The sequence below is a fragment of the Nonomuraea sp. NPDC049028 genome, assembly GCF_043197735.1.
Classification (GTDB): Bacteria; Actinomycetota; Actinomycetes; order Streptosporangiales; family Streptosporangiaceae; genus Nonomuraea.
This window is the reverse complement of the sequence record NZ_JBICTR010000008.1, coordinates 422,865-438,832: the sequence shown is the minus strand read 5'-3', so window position 1 is coordinate 438,832 and position 15,968 is coordinate 422,865. Positions and strand designations below refer to the sequence as shown.

Annotated in this window: 13 protein-coding genes; 4 read left to right on the top strand and 9 right to left on the bottom strand. The window is 69.5% G+C overall.

The window, feature by feature from the left end; all coding sequences use genetic code 11:
• Positions 1 to 61: 61 nt before the first annotated feature.
• The gene (locus tag ACGFJ2_RS32540; RefSeq protein WP_393474757.1) at positions 62 to 919 is read left to right on the top strand and encodes a helix-turn-helix transcriptional regulator; all 858 of its coding nucleotides are present in this window, start codon (positions 62 to 64) and stop codon (positions 917 to 919) included.
• A 188-nt stretch (positions 920 to 1,107) separates the two neighbouring features.
• Here ACGFJ2_RS32540 and ACGFJ2_RS32535 read toward each other — a convergent pair whose 3' ends face one another.
• Both ACGFJ2_RS32535 and ACGFJ2_RS32530 read right to left on the bottom strand, forming a co-directional pair.
• Positions 1,108 to 2,004, bottom strand: a complete 897-nt coding sequence (locus ACGFJ2_RS32535; protein WP_393474755.1) for a hypothetical protein — start codon at positions 2,002 to 2,004, stop codon at positions 1,108 to 1,110.
• Positions 2,001 to 2,546, bottom strand: a complete 546-nt coding sequence (locus ACGFJ2_RS32530; protein ID WP_393474752.1) for an RNA polymerase sigma factor — start codon at positions 2,544 to 2,546, stop codon at positions 2,001 to 2,003. Before ACGFJ2_RS32530 ends, ACGFJ2_RS32535 begins: the two co-directional genes overlap by 4 nt.
• Before the next feature lie 180 nt (positions 2,547 to 2,726).
• Here ACGFJ2_RS32530 and ACGFJ2_RS32525 point away from each other — a divergent pair, with 180 nt between their 5' ends.
• Both ACGFJ2_RS32525 and ACGFJ2_RS32520 read left to right on the top strand, forming a co-directional pair.
• Positions 2,727 to 3,554 carry a hypothetical protein gene (locus ACGFJ2_RS32525; protein WP_358185687.1) on the top strand — a complete coding sequence of 276 codons (828 nt, stop codon included), beginning with the start codon at positions 2,727 to 2,729 and terminating at the stop codon, positions 3,552 to 3,554.
• Complete coding sequence (locus tag ACGFJ2_RS32520; RefSeq protein WP_357958213.1) at positions 3,551 to 3,931, top strand: GntR family transcriptional regulator; 381 nt, start codon at positions 3,551 to 3,553, stop codon at positions 3,929 to 3,931. The genes ACGFJ2_RS32525 and ACGFJ2_RS32520 overlap by 4 nt, the downstream gene beginning before the upstream one ends.
• Before the next feature lie 70 nt (positions 3,932 to 4,001).
• On the opposite strand, the gene ACGFJ2_RS32515 is transcribed toward ACGFJ2_RS32520, so the two are convergent.
• From ACGFJ2_RS32515 to ACGFJ2_RS32505, 3 genes are all read right to left on the bottom strand, one after another.
• The gene (locus tag ACGFJ2_RS32515) at positions 4,002 to 5,192 is read right to left on the bottom strand and encodes a MarP family serine protease (protein ID WP_393474748.1); all 1,191 of its coding nucleotides are present in this window, start codon (positions 5,190 to 5,192) and stop codon (positions 4,002 to 4,004) included.
• Between the two features lie 91 nt (positions 5,193 to 5,283).
• Entirely contained in the window at positions 5,284 to 5,946 is a 663-nt protein-coding gene (locus ACGFJ2_RS32510; RefSeq protein ID WP_357958207.1) for a GDSL-type esterase/lipase family protein, read from the bottom strand.
• Positions 5,947 to 6,002: 56 nt separating this feature from the next.
• Positions 6,003 to 7,520 carry an FAD-dependent oxidoreductase gene (locus ACGFJ2_RS32505; protein WP_393474745.1) on the bottom strand — a complete coding sequence of 506 codons (1,518 nt, stop codon included), beginning with the start codon at positions 7,518 to 7,520 and terminating at the stop codon, positions 6,003 to 6,005.
• 190 nt (positions 7,521 to 7,710) lie between these two features.
• On the opposite strand from ACGFJ2_RS32505, the gene ACGFJ2_RS32500 reads away from it, so the two are divergent.
• A complete protein-coding gene (locus tag ACGFJ2_RS32500) occupies positions 7,711 to 11,004 on the top strand; it encodes a BTAD domain-containing putative transcriptional regulator (RefSeq protein WP_393474742.1) in 3,294 nt (1,097 codons plus the stop codon).
• An 8-nt stretch (positions 11,005 to 11,012) separates the two neighbouring features.
• Here ACGFJ2_RS32500 and ACGFJ2_RS32495 read toward each other — a convergent pair whose 3' ends face one another.
• The 4 genes from ACGFJ2_RS32495 to ACGFJ2_RS32480 form a co-directional block, all read right to left on the bottom strand.
• Entirely contained in the window at positions 11,013 to 12,368 is a 1,356-nt protein-coding gene (locus ACGFJ2_RS32495; protein ID WP_357958201.1) for a PhzF family phenazine biosynthesis isomerase, read from the bottom strand.
• Positions 12,369 to 12,468: 100 nt separating this feature from the next.
• Positions 12,469 to 14,595 (bottom strand): beta-propeller fold lactonase family protein, encoded by a 2,127-nt coding sequence (locus ACGFJ2_RS32490; protein WP_393474739.1) that lies wholly within the window; start codon positions 14,593 to 14,595, stop codon positions 12,469 to 12,471.
• 285 nt (positions 14,596 to 14,880) lie between these two features.
• Positions 14,881 to 15,081, bottom strand: coding sequence for a DUF5708 family protein (locus ACGFJ2_RS32485; protein ID WP_357958197.1), 201 nt, complete (start codon positions 15,079 to 15,081; stop codon positions 14,881 to 14,883).
• 154 nt (positions 15,082 to 15,235) lie between these two features.
• Positions 15,236 to 15,697, bottom strand: coding sequence for a hypothetical protein (locus ACGFJ2_RS32480; protein WP_393474736.1), 462 nt, complete (start codon positions 15,695 to 15,697; stop codon positions 15,236 to 15,238).
• Positions 15,698 to 15,968: the final 271 nt, after the last annotated feature.

Sequence of the window (15,968 nt, the reverse complement as noted above, 5' to 3'; positions counted from 1 at the left end):
GGCCGGATGCAGGCACAGACGGTACCAGGATCGATCGCCGCGCAGCGTGCACACTGGGCATATGGACAAACAGGAACTCGGGGCGTTCCTCCGGAGCCGTCGCGAGCGGCTCCGGCCGCAGGACATCGGACTGTCCTCGGGCCCGCGACGCCGGACACCGGGACTTCGCCGCGAGGAGGTCGCGGTCCTCGCGCACATCTCCACGGAGTACTACGTCCGGCTCGAGCAGGGCCGGGCGCCGCGACCGTCGGGCGAGGTCCTCGCCGGGATCGCGGAGGCGCTGCGGCTCACGGACGCCGAGTCCGACCACCTCCACGTCCTGGCGGGAACCGCGGCGAGCCGTACCGGACTGCACCGGCGCGACGTACGCCCGAGCATCCTCGCGCTCCTCGAGCGGCTGCCGCAGACGGCCGCTTTCGTGATTTCGGCCACGTTCGAGGTGCTCGCGTGGAACGACCTCGCGGCCGCGCTCATGGAGGACTTCGCCGAGCTCGCTCCGCGGGACCGCAATCTCGCGCGCCGGGCATTCCTCGGCCCTACGCGCCCCGATGCGACGTTGTACGGAATCTCCGACGCCGTGGAGTTCCGGCACCAGGTCGTCATGGGGTTGCGATCCACCCTCGCCCGCTACCCGTCCGACCCTGCGGTGATCGAGCTCGTCGACGAGCTCCGCGATGCCAGCCCCGAGTTCGCCCGGCTCTGGGAGCGGCACGACGTGCAGGCCGCGCCAACGCTCATGAAGACGTTCCGGCACCCGGTCGTCGGGGAGATCGCCGTTGACTGCGACTCGCTCGCGCTCACGGAACGCGACCAGCACCTCGTGCTCTACAGCGCGCCCTCAGGATCCCCTGGCGTCGAAGCCCTGGCTCTGCTGAATGTCCTTGGCGCAGAGTACGTCAAGGCGAACAGGTCACGCTGACCTACTCCGGCCCCAGGCGGCGACCTGTCATCCCGTTACGGGCTCGTCGTCAGCGCCGGGCTCGTTTCGACGACGCCGTCGAGCACCTGATCGATGCGCCCCAGAAGATGAACGTGGTGATGCCCGCGTCCAGCGCCGCCGCGACGCACGCCGAGTGGCCCCCCGGTCGGTGGGCCGCTCGACCCTGCTCAGTCCCGCTCGTATTCGAGGGCGGGCTCGCGCTCGGCGGTGACCTGCAGCCGGACCACGCCGGGGCGTACCGACGCGACGTTGTAGACGATCCAGTTGGCGCCGACCTGGTCCGCCGCCAGCGGCTTGAGCTGGTACCCGCCGTCATCGACGGAGACAAGGCTGAACTCGGCGGTCAAGCCGCGCTTCCGCACTTCGGCCAGCACGTCATCGACGGTCTGGCCGCTCACCTTGGCCCCGGCCAGTTGTTCTCCGGTGCGACTGGCCGACTGCCATTCGTTCGCATAGGACTCGCCTGGCTTGGCCGGCCGTCCCAAGTCGAAACGCATCACGTCGGAGGTGCCCTTGAGCGCCGCGGGAACGGTCACGACCATGAAGCAGTCGCTGTCGGCCAAATCGCAGCCTTCCGGTTCCCTGCGGACCCAGAAGGGCCCACCCCCTTGAATCCTCACGATCTTGCCCACCGAGGCCGGGGAGACCGGGATCACCTTGAGCTCGACGTTGAGGCCAAGCGCCCGGAACGCCTCCGAGAACTTCCGCTGATCCGCGTAGGGGTCCTTGATCCGGGCGACATAGGTGTCCGCCTCTTCCCGGATCTCCACCGCGGAGTTGGCGTAGGAGATCGCGGTACCGCCGCTGTATCCCAGCAGGCTCGGTCCGAGGACGGCGCCGAAGGCGAGGACGACGGAGGCGGCGAGTCCGAGCAGCGTGCGACGAGCCCGGTGCCGGGTGCGCAGGCGTCGCGGGGCCCTCGTCGTCGCCGGGTCCCGCTCCTGGGCGATGATGTCCGTGAACAATGCCTGTGCGCGGGTGCCGCTGGCACGTTCGCCCGCTTCGTCTGGCCCGATCCGGGCTAGCGGCTTCAGCAGCTCGTTGATCTCATCAATGCTCTTCAAAGCGGTCTCCCTGCCGGAATAGCGGCGCTGGCTGATGTGAATCGGACATCGGCTTCGTCGAGCGCGAGGGAAAAGCGTTTGCGGGCTCGGTACAGCCGGATGCGTACGGCGTTGCGGGAAAGCCCCAGCATCGTGGCGATCTCTTTGCGGCCCAGGCCCTCCCACGCGACCAGCGAGAGGAGCTCACGGTCGTCGTCGGAAAGCGTGCTGAACGCCTGGGCGATCGCGTTCAGCTCGACGTTGTGGTCAGCGGGATCGCCATAGAGATCGGCCATCTCCGTGTCGAGTTCCCGGTGGCGCGACTGGTGCCGAAGCGCGCGGCGGCGATGGTCGGCCAGCACGTTGCGTGCTACTCCGTACACCCAGAGCCTCGCCTCCGCACCTGGAGGCAACTCGTCCATCTTGCGCCAGACGATGGTGAAGGTCTCGGCGACCACGTCCGCCGCGTCTTGCGGGGAATCGCAGCGGCGTCCGGCGTAGGCGATGACCTGGTCATAGGTCGCCCTATACACGGCTTCGAACCTGTCGGTGTCATCTGGCACGGGCGGGTCCCATCGTGACGTCCTTCACTCGATACGGGATGCGAACACCCTCTTCATTGGTGGATGCGGCCGTGCCATTTCGCCGCAAAACCAAAAATCTCGAGCGCCGTCGACCCTGTTGACTTTGTCGCAAGCCATGACGCAACATGTTGATACAAACCTTGCGACAAAGGAGACGGTATGGCGAACAGTTCCATGCCGGGCGCCGGCCCGCGGCCGGCGGAGGTCCGACTCACGGAGACCTGGCTGCGGCAGCACGGCCTCGGCGACGGCCCACCGACACCGTTGCTGACCACGCGACTGGCGGTACGGCGGCGGGCGCGGCTAATGGGCAGTGTCCTACTGGCCGCGCTGTATATCGCGGCCGCGCTGGCACAGGCCACTGACCTGATGGCCACTGCCGCATCCGGCGGACTTTGGCCGGCGCGGCCGACGCTGGTGCTGGCCCTGAGCGTGTTGATCATCGGGCTGGTGCTGGCCCGGATGCTGCTTGACGCCTGGGTACGGCGTGTCGACCGGCAGGCCGGGGCGGCGCTGGCGCGGCGAGTGGCCCATCCGGTGCAGCTCGGCTGGCGGACCCTCCTTGGAAGGAGGTACGCCGTGCTGGTGGCCGGCATCTTCGCCGGTGCGTTCGCGCTGGGGGTGAGCGCACTGGCCGTCGATGAGGGCAGAGTGCGGTACATGGCTGTCGTGCTGCTGATCGCCGTGGCCGGGGCCGGCCTCGGCTTGGCCCTGCAGCTGCGCGAGGTGCTGGCCCGGCCGGTCGTGGCCGAGGACGAGGTGTCGCTGACGGCCGACGTCATCATGCGCATCGAGGACGCGCGCGATAGCAACGCGCCGAGCGTGCTGTTGGGGTTGCCGGTGGTGTTGCTGTCCGGGTCCGCGCCCGGCTGGTGGACCGCCGCCTCACTAGGCTTCATGGTGCTGGGTCTCGCCGCCATCATCGCCGCCCATGCCAGGACGCCGTCGTGCGCGGACACAGCGCGGCACGTGGTCGGCGTCGAATGATCGTCATCGACGCGGGCTCGCCGGTGCCGCCGTTCGAGCAGCTGCGGGCCCAGCTCGCCCGGCAGATCCACGACCGTACGCTGGCCGTGGGCTCCCGGCTGCCGACCATCCGCCGGCTCGCGGCCGACCTTGGCCTGGCCGTCAACACGGTCGGCCGGGCCTACCGGGAGCTTGAGGAGGCCGGGCTGATCGAGACCCGGGGGCGGGCCGGGTCGTTTGTGTCCGCGGCGGGGGAGGAGGCCCGCGAACGAGCCCGCCAGGCCGCCGCCGACTACGCGGCCGTCGTGGCGAGCGTCGGCATCGACGAGACCGAGGCGCTCTGCATCGTCGAGGCGGCCCTGAGATCCGGCGACGCAGCCGCTTCCGCCTCATTCTGACTCGGCGCTCGGGCCTGTGCGGCCCGAGCGCCGAGCGCTTGGGCTTGTGAGGCCATGGTCCGCCCTGGGATCAGTCGCAGACCTGAGTGCTGACGGGCTTGGTGGCGGTCGCGGCCTCGCGGGCGTCGGCGGCGACTTCGCTGGCGGTCAGTACGTAACCGATGTCCTCCTGGCTGGTGACGGCGGCGAAGGCCACGCCCAGCACCCGCCCGTCGGTGGCCAGCAGGGGACCGCCCGAGTCGCCGTGCTCGACCTTGCCCCGAATGAGGTACACCTCCCGCGTCACCTCGGGCCCTCGGTAAATGTCGGGGATGGAGGCGCTCTGCCGCGCCGCGACCCGGGCCGGCTGCGGAGTGAACCCGCGGCCCTGGGGGTAGCCCGCGATGATGGCGTCCTCGCCCTTGTCCGCCTCGCCGTCGAAGGTCAGGTGCGGCAGTCCGAGGCCCGGTACGTGCAGGACCGCCACGTCCCGTCGCGGGTCGTACAGAACCACCACCGCTGGGTGAGGGCGCTGCTCGTGATCGATGATCTGCAACTCCGCGTCCACCCCCGCGACCACGTGCGCGTTGGTCATGATGTGATCGGGCGCGTACACGAATCCTGAGCCGGTGATGCGCTTGCGGCACGAGCTCGCCGTCCCCTGCACCTGCACGATCCCGGCCCGCGACTGCTGTAACGCGGGGCTCTTCAGCACTGCCGCGCTCGGCGGTGGAACGTCGATGAGCGGCTGGCCGGCGATCACGTCCAGCACCGGCGGGAAGCCGGACCGGTCGATGAACTGCTTGAACGGTTTCTGCCAGTCGCGCGCCGCGTCCGGGACCGCCTGATCGACCGTGGCCAAGAGCAGTGAGCCACGAATCTGTTCCACGACCGGCACCAGCGAGGTGGATACCAGCAGGCTTCCGACCAGCCAGGCGATGACCAGCACCGAAAAGGCGGCGACCAGCATTCCGCCCACCGCGTCCAGCCTCCGGGCAGGTTCGTCCCGCAGATGGGAACGCAATACCGCCCCCACGGTAGATGTGATGAACTGACCGATCATCGCGGCCAGAAGCACGATTACGAGGGCCAGTAATAACTGCGGGACGTCTCCGTCCACAACCGCGCCCGCGATGGGCGGCGCGAGATTAATCCCGAACACACATCCGCCGATGAAACCGATGAAGCCGGCCGCCCCGACGACGAACCCTTGGCGATATCCGGAGAAGCCGAAGGCGATCACCAGAGCGACCAACACGATGTCGAGCAGATCACCGATCACTAGGCAAAGGTTAAGCCCGATCTTTATCTCTGCGGTCGCGCAGAGATAAAGATCGGGCGGTGATGCGCGAATTACCGTCGACGAGGTCCGGTCACGCGACCAGGCGCAGCCAGGCAGCCGCGAGTGCGGCGTGACCGGCCGGTGTCGGGTGCGCGCCGTCCGCGGCCCAGTACTCCGGACCGGTCGTCGCGGCGAGCTCGGCGAACATGCCGTCGGCGGCGAGCAGGTGCGCGCCGTACTTGCGGGCGAGTTCGCGGACGACCTGGTTCTTCGGGTCCAGGTCGGCCCGCCACTCCTTCCGCTCCTTCTCGCCGATGTGCACGTCGCCGACCTCGACGAGGCCGCTGATCGGCAGAAGGGACGTCTCGATGAGGATCAGCTCGACGCCGGCCGCGGCGAGGGGCGCGAGCAGGCGGTCGTAGCCTGCCGCGTACTCCTCCGTGGAGATCACGTAGCCGTCCGGGTCGTACGTGTGCCAGGCCACGTCGTTGCCGCCGACGAGGATCGACACCACGTCCGGGCGCGCGTCGAGCACGTCCGCCTGCCAGCGGGCTTCGAGGTCCATCACCTTGTTGCCGGCGATCGCGGAGTTCAGCCAGGTCACGGGCCGGTCCGGGTGCCGCAGTCCCCACTCGCCCGCGACGCGCAGGGGGTAGCCGAAGCCGAGGCCGTCCTCGCTCTCCAGTCGTTGGCAGTCGGTGACCGAATCGCCGGTGAACATTACGGTGCTTCCGGGTCGGAGGGTGATCGTCATGTGTGTTCCTGAGTCTCGGTTGAGGAGAGGAAATTTCATTTCGGGGGAGTGCGGCGTTAAATCGCCGGGCTACCGAACCAATGGCCGGCGGCCCGCTCGAACGCGTCACGATCAGGGGCGCGATCACCGGCCCAGGCGACTATGCCGTCGGGCCGGACAAGCAGGGCCCCGAATCCGAGGTCGTTTCTCGCCGGACCGGCTACATACCGCATCCGGCTTTCCCAGCCCCTCGCTGAATCGTGCAGGCGCCGGTCGGTGCTGAAATCGAGCGCGACGCCTCGTCCGTCCCGCATCAGTTCGCCGAGGCGAGTGCCGTCCTCAAGACGAAGGTCCGGGGCATTGCGGCCGACCAGCGACTGCTGCTCGCTGCCGAGGTCGTAACGGAGCGACGATCCCGATGTCTTCTCGAACACGTACGTCGTTCCGTCACGGGTCCCGAGCAGGTCGCGGACCACTCCTTGGATCGCCTGGGCATGCGGGTCCGGCCGCATGACCGCCGCCTGGGCGCGCGTCCAGTCGAGCACCCAGGCGCCGATCGGATGGCGCTCGCGGGTGTAGGTGTCGAGCAGCCCGTCCGGCGCGTACCCCTGCACGGTCGCCGCGAGCTTCCAGCCCAGGTTCAAGGCGTCGCCGAGGCCGAGGTTGAGTCCCTGCGCCCCAAGGGGAGAGTGGATGTGAGCGGCGTCGCCCGCGAGCAGGACGCGTCCCTGCCGGTACGTCGTCGTCTGCATCGCCCGATCGGTGAAGCTTGAAGCGAGATGGACGTCGCTCAGCGTCACGTCGGTGCCGGACACCCGGCGCAGAACCGCCTGGAGATGGTCGCGAGTCGGCGGCCGCGAGCGATCGAACGTGCCGCCGTCGAAGTCCAGCATGCCGATGTACCCTTCCGCGGCTGTCCGGAGGTACATGCCGGTCGGCGTCAGGTTGAATCCGGGGCGCAGCTTCTCGGGATCGGCGATGGTGGCGAGCACGACATAGCCGGTGAACTGCGGCTCGGTGCCGACGAAGTCGAAGCCCGCGAGCCCGCGCACCGCGCTGCGTCCGCCGTCGCAGCCGACGAGCCAGCGCGCCGCGTACTCGTGCTCGCCGGCTCGTGCGACCACGCTCTCATCGGTCCGCGCGATGGCTGAGACCGTGACGCCGCGCCTGACCTCCACGCCGAGCTTGGCCGCCCACTCGGACAGCACCGCCTCGACCGCTTCGAGGTTCGTCATCACGCCGTCCATCGCCGGGCTGGGCAGCCGGAACGGCAGGGCGGCGACGTCGACCTTGGCCGGATCGAGCATCATGCCGGCGAAGTGGCCCACGCCACGAGGGGGTGACGGCTCGTCCGTGTCGGGGTTCCCGCCGGAAGGGACGCCTGAGGCCGTCAGCAGCGCGTGCAGCATCCCCCGGCGATAGAACGCCTCCACCGACGCGGCGGACAGGCCCCGCATTCCGAGGGGGTCCGCCTTCCACGGGGAGCCGGGCTCCGGCTCCCGCTCAAGCACCAGGACAGAGCAGCCCGCGAGACCAAGCTCGCAGGCAAGGAACAGACCAACCGGGCCGGCGCCCACGATCACTACATCGTGCACGGAAGCCCCCTTTCCGCAACTTATTGGAACGCTATTCCAGAGCGTTTTGCGCAGTCCTTCCGCGCGCCCCCGACGTTCTCCGAGGCATACGAAGACTGACGCGGGCCGCTCACACGGGGCACACACGGCGCTCACACGAGGACAAATCCTGATTTGGACACTCGTCGGCACGCGCGCGAAGATTCGGAAGATGGACGGGGATGCGAGGCTTCGCGTCACGCTGCTCGGCGCCTTTCAGGTGTCTCGCGGTGACGCCGCCCTGCCCGTTCCCGGCGCGCGGTCGCAGGGCCTGGTCGTACGGCTGGCGCTGGCCGGCGGGCGCGCGGTCGAGCAGGGCGTCCTGATCGACGCGATCTGGGCCGATGACCCTCCGGCCGACCCCGCCCATGCCTTGCAGGCCCTCGTCTCGCGACTGCGCCGGTCTATCGGCTCGGCCGGCGACGTCGCGCAGGTCGCGGGCGGCTACCGGCTGAACGTGGACGCGGCCGATGTGGACGCGCTGCGCTTCGAGCAGCTCGCCGCCGCCGGTCGTGACCGCCTGCGCGCCGACGACCCCCATGCCGCGGCGGCCGTGCTCGGCGAGGCCGTGGCGCTGTGGGGCGACCGTCCCGGAACCGAGCCCACAGTCGTCGCCGCGGTCGCGCCCACCGTCGCGACCTGGCTGGCGCACGCCTCGATCGAGGCCGTCGCCGACCTCGCCGACGCCGAGCTGTCCCTGGGCCGTGCCGACGCGGCCGCCGCCCGCCTGACCGCCCTGCTCGCCGAGCACCCCGTCCACGAACGGGCGGCCGCGCTGCTCATGGACGCGCTCGCCGCCCAGGGCCGCCAGGCCGACGCTCTGGCCCTGTACGAGCGGGTCCGCGAAGCCCTGGCCGACGCCCTCGGCACCGACCCGGGCACCGCCCTGCACGAACGCCACCTGCGCCTGCTGCGCGCCGAGCGGCCCGCCCCGGCCGCCGACACCGCGCCGACCGGGCCGAGCAACCTGCCCGCGCCGCCGACCGGGCCGAGCAACCTGCCCGCGCCGCTGACCAGCTTCATCGGGCGCGACGACGACCTCGCCCGGATCGACACGCTGCTCGCCACCGGGCGCCTGGTCACCGTGCTCGGTCCCGGTGGCGCCGGCAAGACGCGCCTCGCCGTCGAGGCCGCCCGCCGCCACCGCCACGACTACCGCGACGGCGCCTGGCTGATCGACCTCGCCTCGGTCACCGAGCCGGCCAAAGTCGGCGCGGCCGTGCTCGCCGGGATCGGGCTGCGCGGCGGCGCGCTGTTCGAGGCCCGGACGCGGGTCGAGGGCGACGAGCTGGACGTGCTCACCGACCGGCTCGGCGGCCGGGAGATCCTGTTGCTGGTCGACAACTGCGAGCACCTTGTCGACGCCGTGGCCCACCTGGTCGCGGCGCTGCTGTCCCGCTGCCCTGAGCTGCGCGTACTCGCCACCAGCCGCGAACCTCTCGCGGTCGACGGCGAGGCGCTGGTGCCGCTCGGCCCGCTCGCGCTGCCCGGCCCGGACGACGGCGTCGAGCAGGCCCGGCGGGCGGCGTCGGTACGCCTGTTCACCGAGCGGGCGGCGGCCGTACGCCCGGGCTTCGACGTGGACGACACGACGCTGCCCGAGGTCCGGCGGGTGGTCCGCGGCCTGGACGGGATGCCCCTGGCGCTGGAGCTGGCCGCCGCCCGGCTGCGGACGCTGTCGTTGCCCGAGCTGGCCGACGGGCTGTCCGACCGGTTCCGGCTGCTCACCACCGGCAGCCGTACCGCGCTGCCCCGGCACCGCACGCTGCGCGCGGTCATCGCCTGGAGCTGGCAACTGCTGAGCGAGCACGAGCGTACGGTCGCCGAACGCGTCTCGATCCTGCCCGGCGGCGTCACGCCGGCCTCGGCCACCGCGCTCTGCGCCGGCACCGCGGTGCCGGCCGCCGAGATCCCCGAGCTGCTCGCCGGCCTGGTCGACCGGTCACTGTTGCAGCTCGCGCCCGACCCGGGCCGCTACCGCATGCTGGAGACGCTGCGCGAGTACGGCACCGACCGCCTGGCCGAGACGGGCGACCTCGGCACCGTCCGCGACCTGGCCGCCGGCCACTTCGCCGAGCTGATGGCCCGGTACGACCCGCGGCTGCGCGGGCCCGGCCAGCTGACGGCCATCCGGGTCATCAGCGCCGAGTACGACAACGCGCTGGCCGCCCTGCGCCGACGGTGCGACACCGGCGACGCCACCGCCGCGGTCGCTCTCGCCCTGAACCTGACCTGGTACTGGCAGATGTTCGGCCGGCACCCCGACGCGACCTACTGGCTGGGCGAGGCGCTGGCCGTGCCCGGCGGCGGCGAGCCGACGCCCGGCCGCGACTGCGCCCACGCGATCCACCTGATCAACCGGGCCGACACCCGGCCGGGGCTGACCGCCGAGGAGGTCGCGGACGACCAGGCGCGGCTGCGCGAGCTGGCCGACCGGCTGCTCGCGTACCCGGAACTGCCGGGCCCGTGCGGCGCGCTCACCGCGCTCACACTCGCGTTCCTCCAGGAGGAGGAGACCGTGTACGCGAAGATCGCGCGCCTGGCCGACGGCGACGACGTGTGGCTGTCGGGGCTGGCCCGCATGTTCCGCGCCCAGTTCGCCGAGAACGCGGGCGAGTTCGACACCATGCGCGCCGACGTGGAGGCGGCCCTGGCCTGCTTCCGGCAGGCCGACGACCGCTGGGGCCAGGCCACCGTGCTGCCGATGCGCGCCCAGCAGCGGCAGTACGACGACGACCTCGACGGCGCGCTGGCCGACCTGCGCGAGGCGCAGTCGCTGGCCGGCGAGTTCGGCTCGCTCAGCCTCAGCGACGAGGTGTTTCTCCACCTGCGCTGGATCGACCTGCACCTGCGGCGCGGCGACACCGACTCGACGATCGCGATGGTCGGCTCGGCCCGGGAGCTGGCGCTGCGCGCGGCCTCGCCGGAGCTGTCGGCCCTGGTCGACGCGTGGGAGGCCGCCTTCCGGGTGCGGCGCGGCGACCTGGACCGGGCGCGGGACCTGCTCGACGACGCCGAACGAGCTCTGCTCGGTGACACCACGTTCCCCGGTGACCACGCGCGGGCGCTGGCCGGCAGCGTACGGGCCGCGCTCTGCCTGGAGCTGGGCGACCTGGCCGGCGCGGAGAAGATGCTGGCGAAGGCGTACGCGGCGGCGCTGGACGCCCGGGACCTGCCGATCCTGTCACTGGGGGCGGTGAACGCGGCCGCGCTCGCCCAGGCGCGCGGGCGGCATCACGAGTCGGCCGTCCTGCTCGGCGTCGCCTCCCGGCTGCGCGGCACGCACGACCGCACCGACCAGCAGGTCCGCGAGCTCACCCGCCGAGGGCGGGCCGCGCTGGGCGAGGAGGCCTTCGCCACGGCGTACGGGAAGGGCTGGGAGCTGGACGGGAAGACAGCCGTGACCGAGGTCGACCCGGCCCGGCTGCGCCGGGAACTCGGGACGGCTGCCCCAGATCCCGAGTGATCAGTCAGTTACTGGATGGGCACCGCGGTGCCGGAGACCGTGACGCGAGAGTCGCCGGGAATGGTGCTACAGGTCAGGAGGCTGGGCCGCCCCATGTCGACGCCCTGGTGAATGGTGAGAACGGTGCCATCTTCGAGGCGTCCCAGCGTACGCAGATAGCCGGTGAAGGCGGCGGCCGCGGCGCCGGTGGCGGGGTCCTCGACGACGCCGCCGGGTGGGAACGGGTCGCGGGCGTGGTAGACGGTGGGGGATTCGGGCCAGAAGAGGTGGACGGTGGTCCAACCCAAGTCAGCCATGATCTTGCCCAAGGCCTCGAAGTCGTAGTCGAGATCGGCCAGGCGGCTCCGGCTGGCCGCGGCCAGGACGAGATGGTCGTTGCCGGCGTTGGCGACGTGGGCCGGGTAAGCGGGGTCCAGGTCGTCGGCCGACCAGCCCAGTGCGGCGAGCACGGGCCGTACCTCCTCTTCGGAGGCTTGGCGGGTGGAGGTCGGCGGACTGGTCAGAGTGGCGGTGATCTCACCGGTCGGATCCGCGGCGATGTCCACCGGGACCGGGCCCGCCTGGGTGGTGAGGTTCACGGTTCCGGGGCCGATCCGCTCGCCGAGCGCGACCGAGGCGGCGATCGTCGCGTGGCCGCAGAAGGCGACCTCGGCCAGAGGGCTGAAGTACTGGATCCGGTACTGGCGCTCGCCCGTGGGGTGCAGGAAGGCGGTCTCGGAGTAGCCGAGTTCGGCGGCGATGGCGAGCATCTCCGCGTCTGACAACTCCCGGGCATCCAAGACCACTCCGGCGGGGTTGCCGCCGGTGGGAGTGGTGGTGAAAGCGGTATATCTGAGTACTTCGCTCATGTGGTCATCATGGCGCTTGGGTGGTTGCTCCGCACCTGGTGTGGCTTTGGCGTCTTCTTCCTCCACCTGCACATAACCCGCGGAATGCACGGCCACGCCCAAGACCGTGGCACTCAGGATCGCGATCCCGGCGATCGTCATGATGTGCCAGAAACCGGCGACCACCCCGACGTACCCGAGCCCGAGCGCGGCCTGCTGCGCCACCAGCACGAAAACGGAGCTTGTCGAGCGCCGACGATAGGTCTCATGCCGGTTCAACACGATAAGAGCGGACAAGAGGGGGATGGCCAAGGAGAAAGCGACCACACAGATCTGGGCGGACAGATCGAGGGCAGCGCCTCCGGGGGTCAGGAACGGCTGCACCAAGACCACTCCGATGGCGATCAAGCCGCCGTACATCAGGTTGTTCTGCCGGAGGGTCTCCTCCTGCTGGGCTGCCGCCCGTTTCCGCCACCATTCTCCTTGTGCGGCGGCTTGCCGCCGCCACCATGCTTCGTCCTGGATGTTCTCGTCCATGGCGACCATTGTCCGACAGCGCGAGCCTGCCTCCACCGGCGTTCGCCGTCCGGCAGGCGAGCTGGGCGGGATCGGCTGTGTCGATCCCGCCCAGCCCTGCTCACCAGTTGGTACTGGTGAGGCTCACCTCCTCGGGGGCACGGCCGGGGGTGCCGGTGCAGACGTGGTTCTTCTCGGTTCCCATGTGGTCCCGAAGTTTGGTCAGGCAGGTGCCGAGGGCCCGCTGACCGTAGTAATTGGGGTGAATTGATTCCTGACTCTGGCCCTGGGATTCCAGGACGACAAGGAAACGGGTCCATTCACTGATGTCGCCGGGCAGCGGGTTCTCAAGAGAGTTGGCGGCGGTGGCTTGCCGCGCACGGTTGGCGCAGACCTCGTGGCCGTCGAACAGGTTGCGCAGGTCGAGGAATTCCACGTTCTGGGTGCGGGCGACGTCCTTGAGCATGTCGGAGATCGCGGGAATGACGGTGTTACGGGCCCAGTCGGAGTCGTCGTTGAACATCGGGCAGCCGCCCACGTTGAAGCGCGAGTCGCTGAACTCGTGGTAGCGGTTCTGGTCGCCCAGCGGAACGGGAGACGGGTAGGACTGCAGGACGAGCCGGTAGGAGCCATCGGCGTAGTGGGCATCGGTCATGGCCCGCTTGATTTCCTGGACGGCCTGCTCGACCTTGGGCTTCGTCTTTGCCAGGCCTTCGCGGAAGACCGGCTCCTGGTCCACGTGGCAGTGCTCGATCCCATGCTGCTTCTGCCATCTCTTGACGCATTTCTCAAGGACGGAGGCGAAGCCGAGGTCGTTGCCGCCGATGGACAGGACCACCAACTCGACCTTGTACCGCTTGGCGGCCTGGCGGAGCTGGTCGGCCTGGGGAGGCTCGCCCTTGAAGGATTTTCCGCCCGCGTCGGCGCCGATCACGTTGACGGTTCTGGCGCCGGAGCAGGCGAGGTTGATCCGGCGCAGCACGTTGATGGCCGCGCTCTGGATCTCGGCCGAATCCGAGCGGTTGCAGCCGTTGTCGAAGGACTCACCGTAGACGCGCCGGCCGTCGTGACCGCACCGCAAACCGATCGAGGTGCAGTTGTAGGCGGCGCGGTCGGTCCCCCAGCGGTCACCCCGGTTGCTCGCCGGTACGGCATTGCCCTTCCAACGGCCGGCCTCGCCGGAGATGTAGCTGTCACCGAGGGAGACGATGGCGGTCCGGTCCACAGGTCTGTCGAGAACGGCCACACCGATCGGAAACCGGCCGACGTTGATGGTGGTGGCCTGCTCTTTGGTGGCGGTATTGATCACCGACACGGTGTCCGACCGGTTGTTGGTGACGAAGGCGCGCGTGCCCGCGGTGTTGATCGCCACACCACTCGGTGACTGACCCACCTGGATGGTGGTGGTCTCCTTGTTGGTGGCGGTGTCGATTACCGAAACGGTGCCCGAGAAGTGGTTGGCGACGTAGGCGAAGGTGCCCGCAGGGTCGATCGCCACCGCGATCGGATGGTCGCCGGCGCGGATGGTGTCAGTGACCTTGCTGGTGGTGGTGTCGATCACCGACACGAGATTGGGGTTGGCCGCCCCATAGTGCGTCACGTAGGCGCGGGTGCCGCCGGGCGTAACGGCCACGCTCTTGGGCCAGGGCTTGACGCCTATGGTGGTCACATTGCTGGTGGCGGTGTCGATGACCGACACGTTGCTCGACCCGTAGTTGGTGACGTAGACGCGGGTGCCGTCCGGGTTGATCGCCACACCGGTCGGAAAACGACCGACGGCGATCGTGGCGACGGAGGGCGGGGTGGCGGTGGTGTCGATCACTGACACGTTGTCCGAGCCGCTGTTGGCGACGTAAACGCGGGTGCCGTCCGGGTTGACCGCCACACCATTCGGCAAACGACCGACGTCGATCGTGGTGACGGCCTTGGTCTCGGTGTCCACCACCGACACGTTGGCCGAGGTGCTGTTGGTGACGTAGAGGCGGGTGCCGGCCAGGTTGATCGCCACCTGGTTGGGAGCTCTGCCGACACCGACGGGTGTGACGGTCTTGTAGAACGTGTCGACCAGCGACACGTTGTCCGAACCGCTGTTGGCCACGTAGAGGAAGTCCTGAAGCGCTGGATCCGCGGACTTGGTCAGTTGTGGGTCGGCGGTCGCCGCCGCGGACTTGGTCAGTCGTGGGCCGGCGGTCGCCGCCGCGGACTTGGTCAGTCGTGGGCCGGCGGTCGCCGGCGCGGATTCGGCCATGGGCACCGCCAACCCCGCTGCGACGACAACCCCTACCGCCAACACCCAGATCCGGGACGGCCGCACCGGCCGGTCTCGTCTGCCACCTGGTGCTCTGCGGCGATCCCCTGCCGCCTGTCTCGTCTGACGTCTCAGCATCGAACCCCCGTATTGCGTAATGAGGGTCCTGTTCTAGCCAGGACGGCATCTCGCTCAGTGGGGCGACGCGCCTGGAAGAGGTTTCCTGGCTGATCATTGGCAGGTTGCATAGCGACGCCACGGCCGTCGCCGCCGCCGGTCACAGCGTCAGCGCGGCTCCGCGCCGTCGCCGCGTACGATCTTGTAGAGCCCGTACAGAGCCTCCAGACCGCCGAGGGCCATCAGAACCAGCCCGACCTTCGTCGGTGTGAACACGAAGATCTCAGTGTCGAGTCCGAACAACCACAGCGCCAGCCCTGCGGCGAAGACGGTCAGACCGGTGAGGAATGTCTTGCGGGCGGGGGCCATGCGTATCTCTTTCGATCATGAGGGACGCGGCGCCCCCGTTCTCCGGAAACGCTAATAAAGAGCCAGGTCGGAGGCTTCCTGCGCGCTGAGGAGATCGGACTACATCTTTCGGGTGACGCGGCCGTGGGCGCGCGCGTACACGCCTGAGATTTGCTTACGCGGCGAACCAATAGATTCCGGCGAGCAGCACCAGCGGCGCTGCCCGCCACACCACCGGAGCCCGGGGCGTGGCGACTACGACGGCAAGGGGATACGCGACGAACCCGCCCAGGAAGGGGAGCACTGAGAAGAAGATTCCCAAGAAGCCGTCCTTGTCGGTGCCCTGCGTCAAGTGCCATATCGCCCCGACGAACAACATGCCTATGACGGCGACAGGCCATGCTGGACGGATTTCGCAGAGATAAAACGCCGGCCAGCAGAGACCGCCCGGTATTCCCACGAGCAGCGACATCATGGCCAGCTCTGTGAGAGGGAAGTAATCGGGAAGCACTATGAACATCAGAATGATCGCCACGATCGTCCCGCTGGCGGAAAACACGCCGACGACCGCCGCACGTCCCATCCGGCCAGGTAACAGTCGTCCGAAAGGTGGCGCGGGTATCTCTTCCGTGATCACTCGCACATGATGCCATGGGAGGAAGTTCCGTCCGGCTCACACCATGGCCACATAAGCGGCGAGCTTCTTCCGGCGACGAAGTCGAGATCCCCGAGCGGTGGCGAAGACGGAGGCACTCCTTGCCTCTGGCCGGTCTGCGCTGGCATCATGCCGAACATGATCGAGAGAATCGAGTCCTTCGTCCGCCGGTGAGCGTGATGACCGAGCCTGGACCGCTCGGACCCCAGATCAGCCTGTTCGACTACGCGCTGAGCCTGCACCAGCGAGATCC